General features: G+C 37.0%; 21 protein-coding genes and 3 tRNA genes. 18 read left to right on the top strand and 6 right to left on the bottom strand.

Features of this window, described 5'->3' with window-relative positions:
- Positions 1-219 precede the first annotated feature (219 nt).
- From C9E89_RS00760 to C9E89_RS00730, 7 genes are all read left to right on the top strand, one after another.
- Positions 220-804, top strand: a complete 585-nt coding sequence (locus C9E89_RS00760; RefSeq protein ID WP_107006528.1) for an anthranilate synthase component II — start codon at positions 220-222, stop codon at positions 802-804.
- A 13-nt stretch (positions 805-817) separates the two neighbouring features.
- Positions 818-1,864: an anthranilate phosphoribosyltransferase gene (trpD, locus tag C9E89_RS00755; RefSeq protein ID WP_107006527.1), complete on the top strand. Its 1,047-nt coding sequence runs from the start codon at positions 818-820 to the stop codon at positions 1,862-1,864.
- Between the two features lie 30 nt (positions 1,865-1,894).
- Positions 1,895-2,701, top strand: a complete 807-nt coding sequence (gene trpC / locus C9E89_RS00750) for an indole-3-glycerol phosphate synthase TrpC (protein ID WP_107006526.1) — start codon at positions 1,895-1,897, stop codon at positions 2,699-2,701.
- A gap of 88 nt (positions 2,702-2,789) precedes the next feature.
- On the top strand, positions 2,790-3,299 hold the full coding sequence (locus C9E89_RS00745) for a GNAT family N-acetyltransferase (RefSeq protein WP_107006525.1): 510 nt from the start codon (positions 2,790-2,792) through the stop codon (positions 3,297-3,299).
- A 159-nt stretch (positions 3,300-3,458) separates the two neighbouring features.
- Positions 3,459-4,160 carry a Smr/MutS family protein gene (locus C9E89_RS00740; RefSeq protein WP_107006524.1) on the top strand — a complete coding sequence of 234 codons (702 nt, stop codon included), beginning with the start codon at positions 3,459-3,461 and terminating at the stop codon, positions 4,158-4,160.
- A 140-nt stretch (positions 4,161-4,300) separates the two neighbouring features.
- A complete protein-coding gene (gene folE / locus C9E89_RS00735) occupies positions 4,301-4,849 on the top strand; it encodes a GTP cyclohydrolase I FolE (protein WP_171405017.1) in 549 nt (182 codons plus the stop codon).
- A 63-nt stretch (positions 4,850-4,912) separates the two neighbouring features.
- Positions 4,913-5,272, top strand: a complete 360-nt coding sequence (locus tag C9E89_RS00730) for a cupin domain-containing protein (RefSeq protein WP_107006523.1) — start codon at positions 4,913-4,915, stop codon at positions 5,270-5,272.
- 240 nt (positions 5,273-5,512) lie between these two features.
- Here the strand turns inward: C9E89_RS00730 and C9E89_RS00725 are convergent, their stop codons facing one another.
- The 4 genes from C9E89_RS00725 to hemE all read right to left on the bottom strand — a co-directional run bounded on the left by C9E89_RS00725 (position 5,513) and on the right by hemE (position 9,970).
- Positions 5,513-7,399, bottom strand: a complete 1,887-nt coding sequence (locus tag C9E89_RS00725; RefSeq protein WP_107006522.1) for an Lnb N-terminal periplasmic domain-containing protein — start codon at positions 7,397-7,399, stop codon at positions 5,513-5,515.
- Positions 7,400-7,480: 81 nt separating this feature from the next.
- Complete coding sequence (locus C9E89_RS00720) at positions 7,481-7,951, bottom strand: DUF3015 family protein (protein ID WP_107006521.1); 471 nt, start codon at positions 7,949-7,951, stop codon at positions 7,481-7,483.
- Between the two features lie 122 nt (positions 7,952-8,073).
- The gene (locus C9E89_RS00715) at positions 8,074-8,880 is read right to left on the bottom strand and encodes a DUF817 family protein (protein WP_107006520.1); all 807 of its coding nucleotides are present in this window, start codon (positions 8,878-8,880) and stop codon (positions 8,074-8,076) included.
- A 16-nt stretch (positions 8,881-8,896) separates the two neighbouring features.
- Entirely contained in the window at positions 8,897-9,970 is a 1,074-nt protein-coding gene (gene hemE, locus C9E89_RS00710; protein ID WP_107006519.1) for a uroporphyrinogen decarboxylase, read from the bottom strand.
- A gap of 242 nt (positions 9,971-10,212) precedes the next feature.
- Here hemE and C9E89_RS00705 point away from each other — a divergent pair, with 242 nt between their 5' ends.
- The 9 genes from C9E89_RS00705 (at position 10,213) to C9E89_RS00665 (ending at position 16,037) form a co-directional block, all read left to right on the top strand.
- On the top strand, positions 10,213-11,487 hold the full coding sequence (locus C9E89_RS00705; protein WP_107006518.1) for a L,D-transpeptidase family protein: 1,275 nt from the start codon (positions 10,213-10,215) through the stop codon (positions 11,485-11,487).
- A 141-nt stretch (positions 11,488-11,628) separates the two neighbouring features.
- On the top strand, positions 11,629-12,456 hold the full coding sequence (locus C9E89_RS00700) for an SIR2 family NAD-dependent protein deacylase (protein WP_107006517.1): 828 nt from the start codon (positions 11,629-11,631) through the stop codon (positions 12,454-12,456).
- Between the two features lie 160 nt (positions 12,457-12,616).
- A complete protein-coding gene (locus C9E89_RS00695; RefSeq protein ID WP_107006516.1) occupies positions 12,617-13,306 on the top strand; it encodes a pirin family protein in 690 nt (229 codons plus the stop codon).
- Positions 13,307-13,639: 333 nt separating this feature from the next.
- Positions 13,640-13,715, top strand: a tRNA-Asn gene (locus C9E89_RS00690).
- A 5-nt stretch (positions 13,716-13,720) separates the two neighbouring features.
- Positions 13,721-13,796, top strand: a tRNA-Asn gene (locus C9E89_RS00685).
- Between the two features lie 188 nt (positions 13,797-13,984).
- Positions 13,985-14,536 (top strand): hypothetical protein, encoded by a 552-nt coding sequence (locus tag C9E89_RS00680; protein WP_147305703.1) that lies wholly within the window; start codon positions 13,985-13,987, stop codon positions 14,534-14,536.
- Between the two features lie 328 nt (positions 14,537-14,864).
- On the top strand, positions 14,865-15,275 hold the full coding sequence (locus tag C9E89_RS23210; RefSeq protein ID WP_147305702.1) for a hypothetical protein: 411 nt from the start codon (positions 14,865-14,867) through the stop codon (positions 15,273-15,275).
- Between the two features lie 178 nt (positions 15,276-15,453).
- Positions 15,454-15,529: transfer RNA gene (locus C9E89_RS00670), tRNA-Asn, on the top strand.
- Between the two features lie 58 nt (positions 15,530-15,587).
- The gene (locus tag C9E89_RS00665; protein ID WP_107006513.1) at positions 15,588-16,037 is read left to right on the top strand and encodes a DUF2726 domain-containing protein; all 450 of its coding nucleotides are present in this window, start codon (positions 15,588-15,590) and stop codon (positions 16,035-16,037) included.
- A gap of 82 nt (positions 16,038-16,119) precedes the next feature.
- Here the strand turns inward: C9E89_RS00665 and rapA are convergent, their stop codons facing one another.
- Entirely contained in the window at positions 16,120-18,957 is a 2,838-nt protein-coding gene (gene rapA / locus C9E89_RS00660; protein ID WP_107006512.1) for an RNA polymerase-associated protein RapA, read from the bottom strand.
- 141 nt (positions 18,958-19,098) lie between these two features.
- The gene (locus tag C9E89_RS00655; protein ID WP_107006511.1) at positions 19,099-19,743 is read right to left on the bottom strand and encodes an RluA family pseudouridine synthase; all 645 of its coding nucleotides are present in this window, start codon (positions 19,741-19,743) and stop codon (positions 19,099-19,101) included.
- 212 nt (positions 19,744-19,955) lie between these two features.
- Here C9E89_RS00655 and C9E89_RS00650 point away from each other — a divergent pair, with 212 nt between their 5' ends.
- Positions 19,956-20,408 (top strand): hypothetical protein, encoded by a 453-nt coding sequence (locus C9E89_RS00650; protein ID WP_107006510.1) that lies wholly within the window; start codon positions 19,956-19,958, stop codon positions 20,406-20,408.
- Between the two features lie 191 nt (positions 20,409-20,599).
- A complete protein-coding gene (locus C9E89_RS00645) occupies positions 20,600-21,304 on the top strand; it encodes a YidX family protein (protein ID WP_107006509.1) in 705 nt (234 codons plus the stop codon).
- The last annotated feature ends 45 nt before the right edge of the window (positions 21,305-21,349 follow it).

Raw genomic sequence — 21,349 nt, 5'->3', positions numbered from 1 at the left:
TAACCTAGTCTTTTGCGTTTTTGATTTTTTAAATCAAAGGAAAATACAGCTTTCTAAAATAGTCAAACAGCCAAGCTTGTTTTTTGTTATGATTCATCTTACTCATTTTATAGATTGATTTAAAAGGGTTAATTTCAAATAAATTCTTTCTAAATATCTTTTGAGTATTTTCAGACAATAAGCACTTATGTGTATAAATTTCAATAGGTTAATTAGCTCATGCTTTTGATGATAGATAATTACGATAGCTTTACTTACAACATCGTCCAATATTTTGGCGAGTTAAATCAAGAAGTTAAAGTCGTTCGCAATGATGCCGTCACATTGGAAGATATTGAGCGATGGCAACCAAAATATCTTGTGATTGGTCCTGGTCCTTGCTCTCCATCTGAAGCTGGCGTTTCTGTGCCTGCGATTCAGCATTTTGCAGGGAAAATTCCAACCCTTGGTGTTTGTCTTGGACATCAAGCGATTGGACAGGCTTTTGGTGGCGATATTGTACGTGCCAAAACTGTAATGCATGGTCGTTTATCCGACATGTACCACAGTGATACGGGCATTTTCAGCAATTTACCTTCTCCATTCTCAGCAACTCGCTATCATTCTTTGGTGATTGATCAAGCGACTTTGCCTGAATGTCTGGAAGTGACCTGCTGGACCAATGAAGCCGATGGCTCAATGGAAGAAATCATGGGTGTGAAACATAAGACATTGCCAATAGAAGGCGTGCAGTTCCATCCTGAATCAATCCTGAGCCAACATGGACACCAAGTCTTCAAGAACTTTTTAGATATTTATGCATAATTGAGTGACCCAAATGAATATTCAACAAGCTTTAAATAACATCACCAAAAATATTGAACTGACTCAACCGCAAATGGAAGCAGTGATGCGTACCATTATGAGCGGTGAAGCCTCTGATGCCCAAATTGGTGCATTGATGATGGGTTTACGCCAAAAAGGTGAAAGTATTGATGAAATCACTGCAGCAGCACGTGTCATGCGTGAATTTGCCATCAAAATCGATGTCAGTGATATTCCTTATTTAGTCGATATTGTGGGTACGGGTGGTGACGGACAAAATTTATTTAATGTCTCGACTGCATCTTCTTTTGTGATTGCAGCCGCAGGTGCAACAATTGCCAAACATGGTAACCGTGGCGTGTCATCCAAGTCAGGCTCTTCTGACTTATTGGAACAGGCAGGTATCAATCTTGATTTGAACATGCAACAAACAGAACGATGTATCCGTGAGATGGGCGTCGGTTTCTTATTTGCTCCAAATCATCACAAAGCCATGAAATATGCAGCAGGTCCCCGTAAAGAATTGGGTTTCCGCAGTATTTTCAATCTTCTTGGTCCGCTTACGAATCCGGCTGGGGTGAAGCGCTTTGTCATTGGTGTATTTTCCACTGAACTTTGCCGTCCGATGGCGGAAGTTTTGAAGCAACTTGGTGCTGAGCATGTGATGGTGGTTCACTCCAAAGATGGTTTGGATGAAATCAGTCTGGCTTCAGGAACTTATGTGGCTGAACTTAAAAATGGTGAAGTGACTGAATGGATGATTCAGCCTGAAGAGGTTGAGATTGAATCTCAGACATTAACAGGCTTATCTGTAGACAGTGCTGCTGAAAGTCTTGCACTGATTAAAGACGCTTTGAGTAAGAAAAAATCGGCAAAAGGTGAAAAAGCAGCTAACATGATTGCTTTAAACGCAGGTGCAGGGATTTATGTTTCAGGCTTAACCAACTCCTATAAACAAGGTGTGGCTTTGGCACATGACATTATTTATGGCGGTCAGGCTTTGGAAAAAATGGGCGTTTTGTCAGAATTTACCAAAACCCTCAAAGAATACGAAGCTTAAGCATTTAGCCAAAATTTAAGGAATATCATTATGGTGGATATCGCCAATACCATTTTAGGTAAAATTGTAGATCGTAAATACGAAGAATTTGCAGTACGTTTAAAACAACGTAGTTTAAAAGACATCGAAGAGCTTGCTCAGGCAGCAACGCCTGTACGTGGTTTTGCCAACGCTTTGCACAGTAAACGTCCTGCGGTGATTGCTGAAATTAAAAAAGCATCTCCGTCCAAAGGCATTATTCGTGAAAATTTTAATCCTGCTGAAATTGCTGAACAATATCAAAATGCAGGTGCGGCATGTTTGTCTGTGTTAACAGATATCGATTTCTTTCAGGGTGCTGATGAAAATATTCAAATTGCACGTCAGCATTGCACACTGCCAGCCCTGCGTAAGGACTTTCTGATTGATCCTTATGGTGTGATTGAAGCACGTGCGTTACATGCAGATTGTATTTTGTTGATTGTGGCAAGTTTGTCAGATCAGCAACTCGAAGAAATGTCAAAAACTGCGTTTGAACACAATCTGGATGTATTGGTTGAAGTCCATGACGAAGAAGAACTTGAACGTGCAATGAAGCTTTCTGAGCGTTGTTTATTGGGCGTGAATAATCGTAACTTGAAAACCTTTGATGTCGATTTAAATACATCTTTCCGTTTGAAAAAGTTGCTTGATCCTTCTCGTTTGCTGATTACTGAAAGCGGAATTGCCACCCCTGAAGATGTACATAGCATGCAGGAACATGACATTCATGCATTCTTGGTTGGCGAAAGTTTTATGAAGCAGCCTCGTCCTGATCATGCATTTACTGAATTATTTGGTGTTCCTCAAGCCATTTAGTCTTATTTTTAAATATAGATCAAACAGTTAAGAATCATTATTCTTAACTGTTTAAATCATAATAAATTCAGCAGAATGAGAGAATACTTTGAATAAAATCATCATCCGTCCAGAAAAAGCACAAGATATAAATGCTATTTCAGAAGTCATTCGTTTGGCTTTTTTGGATGTGGAATATTCAAGTCATACTGAACAATTTATTGTCAATGAGTTGCGTCGAAATCATACACTGACCCTTTCTCTAGTCGCTGAAATTGATCAGAACATTGTTGGGCATGTTGCGATTTCACCTGTAGAACTATCAACACATGAATCAGGTTGGTATGGATTAGGTCCGATCGCCGTTTTACCCACAATGCAAAAACAAGGCATTGGTTCACAATTGATGAACTCTGCTTTAGAGCTTTTGAAAAAACAAGGAGCCAAAGGTTGTGTTTTATTGGGTGATCCACTCTATTATCAACGCTTTGGTTTTAAATCTTATCCTGATTTGATTTTAGAAGATGTACCTCCACAATATTTTCAAGCTTTAAGTTTTAATGATACTACCCCAAAAGCAACAGTAAAATATGATACAGCCTTTAATGCAACAGAATGAATTTAAAGTCATATTTCACATCAATTAAAAATCACTGTCATTCATACTAAAAATATAAAATTACACTGATAACATGTGAACTAAATCCAATTCAGTTCAAATTTAGCCTGATTCAGACTATAATTCACAGTAAATACCCTTTATTTACTATTTTCCAATATGAGTAATTCTGATTCTCCATTTTCCAAATCACAACTTGATTTATTAAAGCAATTTAAAAAACAAATCAGTCATCCGCATTCTTCAAAAGTTGCAGCACAGCCTGAACCTAAGAAAGTTCAAGAAACTGCACCTGAAGAAATCAGTGATGCAGATTTATTTAAAACAGCTTTGGGCGGCGTTAAAAAACTCGATAATAGTAATATTGCCAAAATCGAGCGTAAAGATATTCGTAAAAAACCTGATGCAAAGACCTTAGCCAAACGCGCTTCGGCTGAAGGTGCATTTGAAGTCAATGATGCAGAACTGTCTGATACTCAAGCTATTTTAAATCCTGTGGCAAGCCAAGCAACTTTAAGTTACCGCATTGCAACATTGCAGCACAAAGTGTTTGAAGACTTAAAAGCAGGTAATCTGCGCTGGTTTGAAGCGGTAGATTTGCATGGTTGTACAGTTGAAGAGGCTCGTGCTGCTGTACTGCAAGTGATTCAAATCGCGAAAGAAGAAAACCAAAATGTGATTAAAATTGTGCATGGCAAAGGTCCTGATGCCATTTTAAAAACGTATGTCAATGGTTGGTTACGTCAGCACCGTGATGTATTGGCATTTGTCAGCGCACCTGAAAAACAAGGGGGTACAGGTGCTGTTCTGGTTCTATTGAAACGTGCTGAAAAAAATCCAAAATTTGCCAAAGAGTCTTGATCTACTGTATGTCAAACAGGCAAATCCCAGTAAAAATTTTATTTAAATGACGGTTTATCTCGTAGTTGGAAAATATTTCATGTTTTTCTGCTACAATGCCGTCCTTGTTCAATCCGTATAAGTGAACACGTTTTATGTCTATGCAGCAATCCTACGCAAATATTTTAACTGCCGTTGGCGAGGACTTAGACCGTCCTGGTCTGAAAGATACGCCCATGCGTGCGGCTAAAGCTTTTTCGTACTTGACGTCTGGCTATAGCAAAACGCTAGAAGAAGTGACCAATAATGCGGTCTTCCCTTCTGACAATGATGAAATGGTCTTGGTTAAAAATATCGAGTTCTATTCTTTATGTGAGCATCATTTATTGCCATTTCATGGTCGTGTGCATATTGCCTATTTACCTTCAGGTAATGTTTTAGGTTTATCTAAATTTGCCCGTATCACAGAAATGTTTGCCCGTCGCTTACAAATTCAGGAACAACTCACCAAGCAAATTGCAGATGCTGTTGCAGAAGTAACAAATGCCCGCGGTGTTGCTGTGGTGATTGATTCAGCGCATATGTGTATGATGATGCGTGGTGTCAGCAAACAAGAATCTACCACACGTACCGTATCTTTCGTGGGTGATTTCAAAACAGATAAAGAAGCACGTCGTGAATTTTTATCTGCTGTGCCTGAAGCACACTAATCATTTGATTTAATATGTTAAGCCTCAAATTTTTGAGGCTTTTTTATAAAATGGATTGTTAAAATGTCACCGATTTATTTGGCAGGTCAAGGTTTAACACACAGTGAAACTACGGTGGACTATCCACGTACAGATCGTTTGGTTAAAGGTAATCCAAAACGTCTGACCCAAAGTTTATATGAACATCCCCATATGAATTGTGGCATTTGGCAATGCGAAGTCGGTGCGTGGAATATTGTATTTGCAGACAATAAACAAGAATTTTTTACTATTCTTGAAGGTGTTGTTCGCATTCACAATGCAGAAAATAATACTTATATCGAAGTGAAAGCGGGTGAAGCAGGTGTCATTCCACCGAGTTTTGTCGGAACTTTTGAAGTTGTTGAAGCTGTGAAAAAATATTTTGTGGTGGTTGAAGTTTAAGTTTGTATGATCAAGCACTTACCATATATTCAATAAAGCAGTGTCATGATTAACGCTGCTTATTTGATTGTTCTTTTTCATTAATCAAACACAATAAACCCAATTACGCCCATTATTTTTCACTGTATATAAAGCCATTTACAATAACCAAAATCCTTCACGACTCACTCGAAAAGTATAATTACTGATGCAACTGACATAGTGATTGTTGAAAATTCATTTGAGCGAATATTTATCGTGTTAAAAATAGTGAACAAAACCTAGACTTGTTTTATTCCAATCCACATGATTTTGTTGTTGATATTGCCATGTTATACGCAACGAATTTTGCGCATCAACTGCATAATTAAGCCCTGTATTTAGACGTAAATTCCACTGATTTGCATCCTGCCAATATGGCAGTTCAAGCTGTACTAGGCTGTTGAAACGGTCTGTCCATATATTCTGACAACCCATCGCAGGTCCAAGCCCAATACGCCAGCCATCATCAAGAGATTTACCCGCTTGTACTTGTGGCTGTAGCTGGGCATAACATACATGCTGCCGATCTTGATCGGCAAGACTATAGCCAAACTGAGCTTTCAGTTGTAATACACCATGCTGTTGGTCTGAATTGAATCGCCCTTGGTGAATGGCTTCCTGTTGCCATCCCAGATTAAAACCCCAAGTTAAAGGCATTTTAAATGATGTGATCGGGTTGTAGGAATTGACTGAAAGAAAATCAAAATGTTCAAGTTTCAACTTATCATCACGATACTGAATAGTACCATCCCAGAAGTTTAACTGTGTTCCTGTACGGTATCCACCTTGCGGATCAAGTAAATCATGATACGCCTGACGTAAACCCAACTCAACAAACTGTTGCCCTTGCACTTCACCCACGTGAATGGAGGTATTCTTAGCATGGTGACCCTGAACAGGATCATGGCGGGGGCGTGTAACTTCAGTACGTTGTTTTTCAATATTAAGTTGACTACGCAAACTCAAAATCTGACGTAACTTTGGCTGTGCCTCTTGCGCTGCAATTTTACGGGAAATAAACACCAAGTATAAATCATCATAAGCCATTTCCAGTATTTTGGCTTGATCAGCAGCATCAAACTTTGCCAACATTACAGGCATATCATCGACTTTTAACAAGGTGATTTGATGTGCTGTTTTTGCCAGTTGCTGCCCATGCTGACGTGACTGAGCCAAAAGCTGAGTTTCTAAAGCGGGACGATATTGCACATCCTGAATCAAATGATTGTCTTGAACTGTTTTTAAAGTTTCAATAGGAATGGAGGCAATTTTATTCTGTTTTTGCAGATTCAGCTCAGGACGGACGATGTCCAACAAGCCAAGCAGTCGATAGGCACAATTGTCACTGATAAAATAATAAGGGAATTTAACATGCTTCATTTCCCAGATGTGTTGCACTAAAAATCGTGTTTCTTCTGGATTTAAACTGAGTTCATATTCCCATAAATCACGACTTTCAAAATCACCATATTCCTTCACCTTCCGATAATACGGCATCAGTGAATATTCACCATCATATTGTCCTGTTAAGCCTTTCCAAGCATAAGACCAACCTTCACTGCCCTGAACCGTAGCAGCATAATTGAGCGCATAAGACACCAGATTTAATTGTTTTTGATCTTTGGGATCTAGTCGCAATAAGGTATGTCCAAACATGGAACTTGGGTTACCCATAAAATCTGTGGCATAAATTAAAGTGGCTTTATAAGGTTTAATTTGCCCCATCCATTCATCCAGTTCAGCACAATCTGCATGAGCCAATGCTGCTTTGGAAATTTCGAGTTGTTGAATCAGCCACTGACTGCGGGCAGGAAAACGACATTGAATGGATTGATTGGCAGCAGCAGGTTCAAACAGTGCTGCAATATTGGCATTGATTTCTTGCTTTAAGTCGGACTTTCCATGTGGTGACAGAAAAAAACCGTCATAACGCACTTCACTTTGACCTTGTGCATTGGCATATAACAAACGTTGCCATGCAGTCTGCTTGTAAAGCTGTTTTTGTTCAGCAAGTTGTTGATATTTTTGAACAGATGCAAGATCCACTGATGTTGCATAAGCCATTGGCGTTAAACTGAGTGTGCACAAAAGCGCAAATATTTTCATTAATAATATATTGAATCATTTAAAATTTTACTAAAATAAATAAAAAAACCCCATCATCAATGACAGGGTTTTCTCTTCACATTAAACGTAAGCTTTTAAGGCTTCGTCTTGTGACATCACAGTTTGTAATGATGCTAAAACTTCTGCTGAAGATGCATTTTCAGCTGAGTAAATTTTAGAGAAATTTTGTTTAGATACTGCAAAGAAACGCGCTTTATCCTCAGCTTTAATATTTAATAATTCAGCCAAAACATTTAAGCTTTCACCCTCACCAACTGCCATATCACGTGCAAGTGATTCAGCATTTTCATTGGTAAATGTCACTGCCTGAGCAGTCACAGCACCTGTACCACTACAACCTAGTGTACCAAATGTGATACCAAATAATTGGTTTGCAAACAAACCATTGGTTGTTGCAGCTAAAATTTTAGGAATTTTTCCAGACTGTCCTTCCCAAACTTGAGAACCTAGACCACAACCTACATCGCTATCTGCAAAAGCTGAAACTGATCCTGTTGCCAATATGGCTGCTAAAGCGATTTTTTTTAACATGTCGTTCTCCAATATTTTTAATGTTTCCCTTATTCTTGGGATTTGTGTAACTATGATTACACTGTATAAATGTTTAACACAGTTATTCTGATAAGCAAATCAAAATATACCATTTTAATTGATTATTTTTCATTCTCTTTTAATAACCACTGCCCTGTATCGGCTCTGTGCCCTAAAATTCGTAAGACTAGCACCAGACTGAGCAAGAGCAATAAATACCAAGAACCAAGCTTACCCCACCCCACCATATGCCATGCATCGACCTGACTTGGATATAACCAAATTTTATAAAAAGTACTGATATTTTCAGCAATCCAAATGATAAATGCCAAAATCAATAAAATTGGCAGCATAGGTAATTGGAATTGAGATTGTTGTATTTGAAAGCGAATTTTTGTTTTCCAAAAAATAACGACGCTCCAAACAAACAATACATTGCGTATATCTGGAACAAAAAATTTTGTCATAAAATTAAGATAAGACAACAATGCAAGACTCAGCATATTGGCAAAACTAGGCAATCTTAAAAAAGAAACTTGATAAAGCCTTAATGAACGTGCAAAAAAACTGCCAACTGCCGAATACATAAAGCCTGCAAATAACGGTACAGTCATGATTTTAAAAACCGCAGGCTGTGGATATTGCCAAGATGCAATGTGTGGATGAGTCAGGAAAATTTCCATCACCATTGCCATAACATGGAACAAAGCAATCACTTTTGCTTCCGCCCATGATTCGAGTTTTAAATAGAGTAAACAGACTTGAATGAGTAAGGCATAAAATAATAAATAATCATAACGAAAGAAGCCATAAAACTCATGACTGTCCATTTTTGCACTCAGTGCAAAAGCGATCAGCAATAAAATACCAAATAAGGCAGCGGAAACTGCCTTAATGATAAATTCAATACTTAATTTTATATAAAACATGGAGAAAAAAAGCGTTTTATCCTAAGTATTTCGCACTATATTCATGCACGGTATCAATGAATATTTTTGGTTGTGCAGGGTCAACCCATTGCGTAATACCATGTCCTAAGTTTGCAACATAACCTGTTTTTTCACCGTTGGCATAAGCATCGTCTAGCATGGCTTTTGTTGCTTTCTCAATCGTTTGTGCTGAACCATATAATGTTGCAGGATCTAAATTACCTTGCAGTGCCACACGACCATTAACTGTTTGGCGTGCTACATTTAAAGGTGTTGTCCAGTCCAAGCCTAAAGCATCTGCACCTGTTGCAACCATTGGTTCTAACCACTGCCCACCGCCTTTGGTAAATAAAATGACAGGCACTTTACGTCCTTCATTTTCACGTTTTAAACCTGCAACAATTTTCTGCATATATTGAAGTGAAAACTCAAGATATTCGCGATGTGCTAGCGCGCCGCCCCAACTATCAAAAATTTGAATTGCTTGTGCGCCTGCATCGACTTGCGCATTTAAATAGTCGATCACTGCATCAGCTAAGCGGTCTAATAATGCATGTAAAACTTCAGGTTGGGCATACATCATTTGCTTGGTAAAGCGAAAATCTTTACTCGAACCACCTTCAATCATATAGGTTGCCAAAGTCCAAGGACTACCTGAAAAACCAATTAAAGGGACTTGACCACCTAATGCAGAACGAATAGTTGAAACTGCATTCATGACATAATCTAAGTCAGATGCTGCATTAAATTTCGGTAAATTTGCAACGTCTTGTTCGCTACGAATCGTCTTATGAAACTTAGGACCTTCACCTACTTCAAAGTATAGACCTAATCCCAAAGCATCAGGAATTGTCAAAATATCTGAAAATAAAATCGCAGCATCTAAATCATAACGACGTAAAGGCTGTAAAGTCACTTCACATGCAAATTCAGTATTTTTACATAAAGAAAGAAAATCACCTGCTTTGCCTCGTGTCTCACGATACTCAGGAAGATAACGACCTGCTTGGCGCATCATCCATACTGGTGTGGTATCTACGGGTTCACGCAACAAGGCACGTAGAAAACGATCATTTTTGAGGGTCGTCATTTACTTTCCTATTTTCAAATTTAACAATTTGACTCATCATATCAAAAAAGCTTTCAAATATAAGCTTTTCTTCTCGACATTTTATTTTTCTACATATTCTTAAATTTTCTGTTTACTTTTGCTGGCTTTTATTTGCATAAAACGAGTATTTACACAAAACAACTACTGCATCTACATTTAAATTCTGCAATACTTATTCGGTTTTTATAAATCAATATGAATAATTCTTAAGGTTGAATTACATGTTCGTTCGCTCAATTCTTGCTTTGAGTTTAAGTTGTATATTAACAGGTACTGCATTTGCTGCGCCTACAACTGCTGAGCAACCCTTAAAGCCAAGCAAAGTATCATCAGCAGTTGAAGATCCGATCGATCCTCTAGCTGTTGATTCATCTGCTGTATCTACCGTAAATACAGCAAGTGCTAGCGAAGCTCAAATTTCCCAACAAGAGCTTAATGACTTAGACCAAGCAGCTACAACGCTACAAAACCTAGAAAAGACTGAAGATAAGACTGCTGATACAGCAATTGCACCAAGTGCAAAAACGACTGAATCAAGCACAAGTGAAACAACAGCAACGCCTAAATCTCCATCTACAAATGCAGCTAAAGCATCATGGACTTTAGATGGCATTAACAATGCTGAATGGTATGAAAATATTGGGAAAGGTCAATTCCCTGTTTATGCTCGTGCGCATGTTATGCTGAACAACGCCCATGCTTCACCTGGTGCGATTGATGGTTCAAGTGGTATGAATACCCTAAAAGCTATTTCTTCATTTCAACAAATGAATGGCTTAAAACCTACTGGCGAACTAACCAAAGAAACTTGGGATGCTCTTGTTGCAAAACAAGGTGCTAAACCTGCATTTGTAGAGTACACCATCACAGATGCAGACTTGAAAGGTCCTTATGCTGCATCTATTCCACATGACTACGCTTTACAAGCAAAAATGAAAGGCTTGTACTACACGCGTGTGACGGAAATGTTGGGTGAAAAATTTCATATGGATGAGGATTTCTTAAAGAAACTAAATCCTAAAGCAAGCTTTAAAAAAGCTGGTGAAAAAATCATTGTCACCAATATTCGTAATGAACTACCTGAAAACATTCACCTCATTGTGGCACATAAAGGTGCTAAACAACTTTACTTGTTTAATGCACAAAACCAGATGGTAGGTTCATTCCCTGCAACGATTGGTAGCTCTGACACACCATCACCAACAGGGACGTATAAAGTCACTGGCGTAGCACCAAATCCATGGTATAGCTATTCACCAAGTAACTTTGTACAAGGAAATAACCGTAAACCACTTTCTTTACCACCTGGTCCAAATGCACCAGTAGGAAATATCTGGATCGGTTTAAGCAAAAAATCATTTGGTATTCACGGTACACCAAACCCATCTGCGATTTCAAAAACCGCATCTCATGGCTGTATTCGTTTAACCAACTGGGATGCTAATGATCTTGGTAAAAAAGTGAAATCTGGTGTCACGGTTAAATTCTTAGAATAATGTTGAAAAAATTTTTCACATGATTTCAAAACCAGTGTTGTTATACACTGGTTTTTTTATCTTAAATCATTTTGCTTTGACCTATACTTATCAAATAATAATCGATCATTTTTAACAAATATTTCATAGGTTTCAAATGCGATGTTAAATTCTCAACACATCTCAAAAATACAAAAGCTTTTTTCACATGCAGATAGCTTAATCATCACGGCAGGCGCTGGCATGGGCGTAGATTCTGGTTTGCCTGACTTTCGTGGTAATCATGGTATGTGGCAAGCTTATCCAGCCTTAGCTAAGCAACGTATGCAATTTACATCTATTGCAAATCCAAACGCATTTCAACAACAACCTCATCTTGCATGGGGTTTTTATGGGCATCGTTTAAAGTTATATCAAGAGACAATACCGCATCAGGGTTTTCATTTATTAAAAAAACTCAGTGCAATACTGCAACTTCCCTATTTTATTTTCACATCAAATGTGGATGGGCAATTTCAAAAAGCAGGTTTTGCTGAAAATCTGATTTATGAATGTCATGGTTCAATTCAACATTTACAATGCTTAAATGTATGCACTGCAAAAATTTGGACAACAGAAACATTAAACCCACATATTGATCACATCCGTTGTGAATGGCTAGGTGAGTTACCCCACTGTCCTCACTGCCAAGCACTAGCACGACCTAATATTTTGATGTTTGATGATTATGATTGGATCGAGCGACGTAGTCAGCAACAAAGACAAAATCTTAATGCTTGGCTCACGCAATACCATCACCCTATAGTCATTGAACTAGGTGCAGGAACAGCAATTCCAACGGTACGTTATTTTAGTGAACGTTTTGCTCCTGCTGTCATTCGAATTAATCCTAGAGAAGCACAATTCTCATCAGCACAAGGTATTTCTTTAGAATACGGCGCGCTAGAAGGTATGCAAATGATTTTTCAAGCACTGAATTTAACTGAATAATTTAAATTTTAGCTTTTATTTATTGTTCCATAAATGCTGTTCATCAATTCCTTTCATCGTTCCAAATACACAACAATACGTTGCTACTTTAAGGTTTTAATCCATATTCTAGAAAGCTAATATGAACTCAAGTTAAAAAATAAAAATTTGGAGTTTCATCATGAATACATTTCTACATCGTAGTGAAGATCGTGGTCATGTCAAAGCAGGTTGGTTAGATACCAAACATAGTTTTTCGTTTGGTAGTTGGTATAACCCTAAATATATGGGTGTTGGTTCATTACGTGTTATCAATGACGATACCATTGCAGCACATAATGGATTTGGTACACATCCACATGACAATATGGAGATTTTGACTTGTGTACTCAAAGGCACAATTTCACACAAAGATAGTATGGGCAATGAGCGTCATATCAATGCAGGTGAATGGCAATTAATGAGTGCTGGTACAGGCGTACAACACAGTGAAGTCAATCAAGGCGATGAAGCTGTACATATGCTGCAAATCTGGGTAATGCCGAATGTACAAAATGCAGAGCCAAATTATCAACAAATTGAACGTGACCCACGTAAAACGCCCAACCAATGGCAATTAATTGTGGGACCAAATGACAATGCACCAATGCATATCCGTCAAGATGCTGAAATTAAAGCTGCTTATTTGGAAAAAGGTCATACACTTGAGGTTAAAGCAACTCAAAAATTTAACTATGTACATGTCATTGAAGGTGAGATTGATATCGCAGGGCAAACTTTGAAGGCAGGCGATGCTTATCTTTTTGATGAAGATGCAATGCTCAATGCCAATGAAAACAGTCAATTCATCTGGTTTGACTTAAACAACTAATGGTTTATTCAAAAATAAAACCTCCATATTGATTATGGAGGTTTTTTATATTGTGACGTTTAATTTTACGCTTCCAGACTACTAAGCTCTCATGCTTATATTAAGTATGTATACACTTTATTCAAAAATAATTGAAACCTGTAACCATCCATTTTCATTGCAAATATGGATATTTTTCATGATCTTGCATAGTGAAAATCGCCTATTTAAACAACAAAATTCGTATTTTTTAAAATTTTTTCCAAAAAACGCATATTAATAAAGCAAACAATTCATTTCTTTACATTATCTTATTGACGAGTTGCCATTTCATCCCTAAAATGCGCATCAGATTCTCCAATAGCTCAGTCGGTAGAGCGACGGACTGTTAATCCGCAGGTCCCTGGTTCGAGCCCAGGTTGGAGAGCCATCTATTCTTCCATAGCTCAGTCGGTAGAGCGACGGACTGTTAATCCGCAGGTCCCTGGTTCGAGCCCAGGTGGAAGAGCCAGATTCTAAAAAGCCCACTCATTGCGAAGTGGGCTTTTTTTATTTTATGATTTAAAATCACATCATCAATAAATTGATTAAAACATAAATATGCCAGAAAATTATCATCTCTTTTATTTAAAGAAAAAAAATCTAAATAAATTTTTTCTTCCATTTTTTATTTTAATTTTTAGCTTTGCAACATTTATTATGACTGTAAATGCAATTGCACATCAAAGCATTATATATACAGTACTCGCCTTATTTTTTGGCTATATGATCTATATGCTTTGCTTTGCAACTTATCGTTTATTTAAAATCAAGACACCACACTTAAAAATTACACCTGAAGCCATTTATCATGAAGGAATATGGAAAAAATCTGAATATATTAAATTTATCGATATTATTTCTACGAACCTAAAATTACATACTATTTCTGGTCAATCAATATGTGACTTAGTACTGAATGATTGGGATATTCAAGCGCAACATAAAACAGGTTATGGAAAATACACAGAAATATTACGTATTCGAATTTTCCCTGAAAGCTATGCATCCATTAACCTAGATTTTGCTACATGGATCACAGTGCTTAAACGCATGAACACGCAACAACGTCAAACTATTATCCAACAATGGAATCAGGGTGAAAAACCTAACCTAAATGAATACTTATCCGAAAAAGATCTAAAATACTATCAAGAAAATAATGTCATTTTAATAGGAAATCATATTAAAATGACCTTGAAATCAAATTAAAAGCACTTAAGTTCAGCTAGTAAAAGCAACCATCTATTTTCAACAATAACAACCCAATTCAGGTAATAATCTCTATTTCAATATGAATATCAAGACAAGCATTCTATTTAAAACTCAACTCTCCACAATTATTTTCAGTTTTTTAGGATTATATATTTTTGTATTTGTTTTTTATTTTATATTTAATGAATTACGATACCAAAAACCATTACTAAGTTTAATTGCAGCACTGATTGGCTTTTTGCTTGTCGTTATTTCAATATATTATCTTTTATTTTTAATTCGTTTTGGCAAACCTTATCTACGTATTTCAAAACAACGATTTGAGGTGAGAACTTTATTTCATCATTTGGATATTCCACTTGAAGACATCGCACAAACGAATATTCAAGTAGAAGATATTAACTTTTTCCAAGCCACCGTGATATTACACCTTGATCAAAAACACATAGATGAAAAATTGAGTTTAACTCAGCAAAAAGTATATCAACATCATGCGATTTCTTTATTCTTTTTACCCAAAGATTCCCACTTCCAAGCTGTAACATTGCTTTCAATACTCTATGCCCTACCACTATTTGAACGAGACTTATTCATTCAGTCCTATCATCAAAACCCAGATTTTGATTTCAGCAATTTTTTAAGTCTTGAACAACGCCTTGAATTAGATTTACTGGGTTATTTATTAATTTCATCTCAGCAAAATCATAGTCTTGCTGACCATATTGAAAATTTGTAAAAATAAAAAATAGAGCATAGACCCCTCAATTTTCACTAAATCAAACACATTATTTTCAATATTTTTGCCACAAAACACGATAAATGGTTAATTTTATACCAAACAAACTTTATTCCTCATAAATATTACATTTGCCTCTTGACCATACTGCCTTTCATCACTAAAATGCGTTCCAGATTCTCCAATAGCTCAGTCGGTAGAGCGACGGACTGTTAATCCGCAGGTCCCTGGTTCGAGCCCAGGTTGGAGAGCCAAATTCCAAAAAGCCCACTCATAACGAAGTGGGCTTTTTCTTTTGAAATGAATGTATTTATGTTTAATTCACATGAGACTTTGTTTTTTATCATTGGGTGTCTTGCACTCATCGCCTTTTTAGTTATTTGCTTTGGTCAAAATTTGTTTCGCAAAAAGGAATATTATTCCAAACCTGTCATTACTGCTTTTGAGCAGAAAATGTTTCTACGTTTAAAAGAAGCTTTCCCTCAATATCATGTCTTAGCACAAGTGGCTTTTAGTGCGCTCATTACCGCAAATGAATATAAACTAAGATCTCGTTTTAATCGCAAAGTTACTGACTTTGTTATTTTAGATCAAAGCTTTCGTGTACTGAGTATTATTGAACTTGATGATCCAAGTCATATTGGTCAAGAAAAACGAGATGCTGAACGAGATGCGATGTTTCATCAAGCTGGCTATCAAGTTTTACGCTATACCAGCATTCCTTCAGTACGCCAACTAAAAAAAGATCTCCCCCATTCTTAAATCATCTGCCTCTCTGTCTAAGGTCATTTGATTATTTCAATGGTAAAAAAAGCTCCCGAAGGAGCTTTAATTGATATAGAAATTAAGGTTTAACAACCACTAAGACTTGAATCGCTTCTGGTGTAACCGCCAACCCTTCTAACAATTCCAAACCTTCTTTTTGTAGTTTTTGTAAACGTGCAATTTCATCTTCACGAATGCTTGGATTGAACTGTTTCAAATAAGTTAAACGATCAATTTCATATTGCCATTTGCTACCATAAATTTCTTTAGCTTGTTGTTTTAGCTCTGGCAATGCGCCTCTTGCAATTTCAAGTGCTTGCGTATAGCGTTGCTCAACGACTTCTCGACGTGCTTTCACCACTTGACGACAACTATTGCTATCTAAATGATGTAAATAAGGTTTTAAAATTTCAGGTGCGATTTTATTCGATAAATCCTGACCTTTTTCACTTAATAACACACGAATAAGTTGTGTTGGCAAACTCGAAGGTAAATTTAAAGCTTTTGGTGCAACTACATCGACTTTAAACCACACTTCAAGCAAAACAGAACCTTGTGGTAAAGCAGCCGATTTAAGCAAGGCAACATTCGTACTACCAAATGATTGTGTACGAATCATTTCCATCACACTTTCAGTAAATGGATGCTCTAAAGTGATGTATTGTGCATCTTCACGAATTTGTGCTTGATCACGATAGAAAGTTACGGTCATGCCTTCTTCATCAAGGTCTAAACCTTGCACTTGCATTTGATCTGTTGGCTTAATGATCACAGTGCCATTGCTTTGCTCATCAAAATCAATGTTTGTAGATGCCATAAAACGCTTCATAAACATTGGTAACAATGTATTGTCATCATAGTCTTCAAGCGCATTGACAATTTCTTGTGCAACCATAGGACGACAAGAGTTGTATTCTAACAAGCGGTCACGACCTTCTTGTAACTCATTTTCAAGTGCTTGGCGTTGAACATTAACAGCTTCAAGCAAGTCTTCAAAATCTTGACCTTTATCTGCCAATAAACAATCTTTTAAGTCAACAATAAAGTTTTCTTGCAAGGTTTGTGCTGTTGGAGAAATATTACTAAAAATATTCAATGCTTCGTTGTACCAACGGAACATACGTTCTTGTGCTGTTCCAACCAAATAAGGTACATGAATCTGAATACGATTTTCTTGACCAATACGATCTAAACGACCAATACGCTGCTCCAGTACATCTGGATTTGCTGGCAAGTCAAATAAAATTAAATCTGAAGCAAATTGGAAGTTACGCCCTTCTGAACCAATTTCAGAACAAAGTAAAATTTGCGCTCCATATGAGTCTTCAGCAAAATAAGCTGCTGCTTGGTCACGCTCAAGCAGACTCATTCCCTCATGGAACATTGCTGTACGAATACCCGCATGAATACGCAAAGCATTTTCTAAAGCTTCAACCACAGGACCACTACGTGCAATAAGTAAAACTTTCTTATGTTTTAACTGCGTACGTAGCATCTCCATAATCCAAGATACACGCGGATCTGTTTCCATCCAAGCACCATCAAGTTGTGCTTCTTCAGGCCACATTTGCTCACGCAATTTACCATCTTTAGACCAATTTTCTGGTGCAGGTAATGGCGCAGGCTGACAATCACGACCAGGGAAACCTTGAATTGCTTCACGAGTATTACGGAATAAAATACGCCCTGTACCATGACGGTCTAACAACTCATGAATAGCACGGAAACGTTGCTCAGGTTGATCTTCAATTGCATGACCTAAGAGCTTTTCAATTGCAGTAAAATGTTCAGCTTCTAATGGTAAATCAGACATCAACACTTCAGCAATTTTTGCAGTGTGATGATATTGCTCTTCTTCATCTAAGAAACGATCAAGTGAGCTAAAACGTTGTGGATCAAGCAAACGTAAACGCGCAAAATGACTTTCTACGCCTAATTGTTCAGGTGTCGCAGTCAATAACAACACGCCAGCTGTTTTTTCAGCAAATTCTTCAACTAGGTCATAACGGTCATTACCGCCTTCTTCTTCGCTCCACATCAAATGATGGGCTTCATCGACCACTAAAAGATCAAAACCTGCTTCAAGTGCTTGCTCACGCAAATCATCATGGTCAATCATCAAGTCAACAGAAGCAATGATGCATTGTTCAGTTAAGAACGGATTCAGTTCAGGATCATGCTCTTTAATCGAAGCAGTACGCGTCAAATCAAATAAAGAAAAATTCAAATTGAAACGACGACGCATTTCAATCATCCACTGATACTGCAAAGAATCTGGCACTAAAATCAGAATACGTTCAGAACGACCTGTTTTTAACTGTTGATGAATAATCAAACCTGCTTCAATGGTTTTCCCCAAACCAACTTCATCGGCAAGGAGTACACGTGGTGCAAAACGCTTACCCACTTCATGGGCAATATAAAATTGATGTGGAATCAAACCAACACGTGCACCAATCATGCCTCGTAATGGAGAGGTTTGCATTCCTGCTTGCATTTGCATTGCTTCAATGCGTAAGTCATACCATTCTTTATAATCAATTTGGCTTGCAAGCAAACGATCCAGTGGTTTAGATAACTGAATAGAAGCTCCAATACGCGTTTCATTTAAAGATTTGCGTTCTTCTGTGCCATCTGCCAACGTACGAATCACATTGTAACGTAAGACGCCATGACGGTCTTCAAGTGACTCTACTGACCATGTAGTGCCTTCCTGATCTTGAAGCTCATCGTTTACATTAAAAATAATACGAGATAAAGGAGCATTATTGCGTGCATATACACGAGTTTCATCACTTTTGGGAAACAATATACTGATTGAACGCTCATCGACATCAATCAATACTCCCAGACCAAGTTCTGTTTCTGTATCTGATAACCAACGTTGACCTATAGCAAATTGTTGCAATTTTTCCACCTTTATCTCATGTTAGGACTGAAAAACAGTTGCTCAAATTAGGAGAATATTTGAACAAAGTTTAACCCCATTAAGCAATACTTTTTGACACAAAGCTCACCAAAATAATGAGCACATTCAATCTTTGTTAATAAAACCAAGTTAAAACGGAACTGGACAATAAAATTGTACATCCTCCTCTGTTTTAGGATGATGAAAACTCAACTGTTCCGCATGTAAACATAAACGCGGCATTAATATTTGTTGTTCTGGCGTTGCATATAAAGTATCGCCAATAATAGGATGTCCTAAAAACTGCATATGTACTCTAAGCTGATGTGAACGTCCTGTAATCGGCGTTAATTTTACTCGTGTTACAGCTTGACCTTGTATTTCAAAATGCTCAATGCTTTGCCACTCTGTTAACGCAGGTTTATTATTTTGAGGGTCTGCAATATGCAAAGGAGGGTGTTCTGGGTCATAAACAACAGGAACATCAATTGTGCCTTGCCCGACTAAATGCCCAGCAACCACAGCTTGATAAGTTTTTGACGTTTGGCGTTCTTGAAACTGACGGGAAATACTTTTTTGTCCCCAACGAGACAAAGCAAAGACTAAAATACCTGATGTATCACGATCTAAACGATGGATAAGTAATGTTTTTGGTTCTATCTTTAATAAACGATTAATCACACAATCTTGTAAATCTTCTGTTTTGCCCGGAACAGTGAGAATACCCGCTGGCTTTGCAATCACCATAAAATCTTCATCACGATGTATCAGGTGTTCGGTTAGAAAATTACTCAAGGTTCAATTCCGCTGATCGTGCAAACAAGCAGGCAATGATAAGAATCTTAGCTTAAAAATACAATGAATATTTTCGTTTTTTCGATTGATTGCTCTAATTGACACAATCTAAAAGTAGAATAAGCTTTTAGACCGCCAAACAATTTCAATATTGTTATCTTTCTAAAAAATATGTTTAGAATATTGAAAACCTTAACATGATGAAAATAAAAATGCATATCGGTACAACATCATATACAAATGATGCTGATTACATGGAAAAATTGTTTCAGATCAATCAACAATTTAGAAATAATTATGCAAGAACACTACGTCACAAACAATATGGTGGAAGAATTACAGGTACGATTATTGTGCCAATCAGTGTGTATGAAGAAGAAGGTGAAGATCAGAAAGTTTATAAAAAAATGTATTTGGAAAAACATAAAAACTGGGATGGTAAATGGGAATCTTCGATTATTTTTAGATTATATATCAATCCATTGCTTGTAAAACGCTTAACACTTAATGAGTTACATCAGTACTATTGTGATTTAATCATTACCCAACTTCATGATCCAAATTTCAAACTACCCAAAAACTTTAATTCAATCGAATTTAAAAAAGATTTCTTTGCAATAGTGCAAGACTTTAGAACAAAAAATATCATGCTTCCAAGACCATAAACATTCATCCAACACATTAAAAACTTAAATTAAAGATATTCAATCATTATATTTTGCCAACCCACACCATGAAAAATGATAAATACATCTCAAAATTAGAAAAATTATCGATAATTTTGGCATCTTATAAACTTAACGCGATATAACTTAAATGCTATAAACTAAATTGAAAATAATCAATGAGTATAAAAATGCTTACAGCACTCAAAAACCCTTTCCTTCCCCTCGCTTTAAGTACCGCTGTCCTTTTTACGACAGGATGTGCTACAAAAACACTTTTAGAAAAAGATGATGGTATACGCATACAAACAGTGCAAAAAACCTTAATTGAAGATTATGTCATCGCTTTTGGTAAACCATCGCAACCTTTAGCAAACCTACCCCAAGACAGTATCGTTATTGTTGGACAACAATATAGTTATGTTTTAACACATGGTGGAAATCGATTTGCAAAAGTAATTTCTGCACTTGATCCTAAAAATATACAAATCAAACGTTCTTTAGATTTTTCCTCACCTAAAAATGATGGAAAATTTGTGGGAACTGTGGAACTTTCCTATGTCAAACTTGCCGAAGATGTAAGCAAAGCTGACCGTGAATTTTTTATTGAAAATGGTGCTGAAGAATGTACCAATTCAAGCGATAAACGTATGGAGGCTCAACGCTTTTGCTTTGACATTAAACTTGCTGGAGTCGTATATCCCGCTGCAACCAACCGTGATTCTTTTAAAGCGCTCAGTAAGCCTTATCGTATAAGCATTTATACGCAACAACAAGAGAAAGACTATTCTGAAGTCGGTAGCAACACAGCCAATAAATTAATGTTATTCCCTTTTGCTGTGGCATTTGATGTTGTGACTTTACCGTTCCAAGCGATTCACAAAATATTTGATTAATCATTTAAAGATATGCAGGATACTTATAGAATATCCTGCATAATT

This window comes from Acinetobacter sichuanensis, from assembly GCF_003024515.2.
Classification (GTDB): Bacteria; Pseudomonadota; Gammaproteobacteria; order Pseudomonadales; family Moraxellaceae; genus Acinetobacter; species Acinetobacter sichuanensis.
This window is presented reverse-complemented; position numbering and strand designations above follow the sequence as displayed.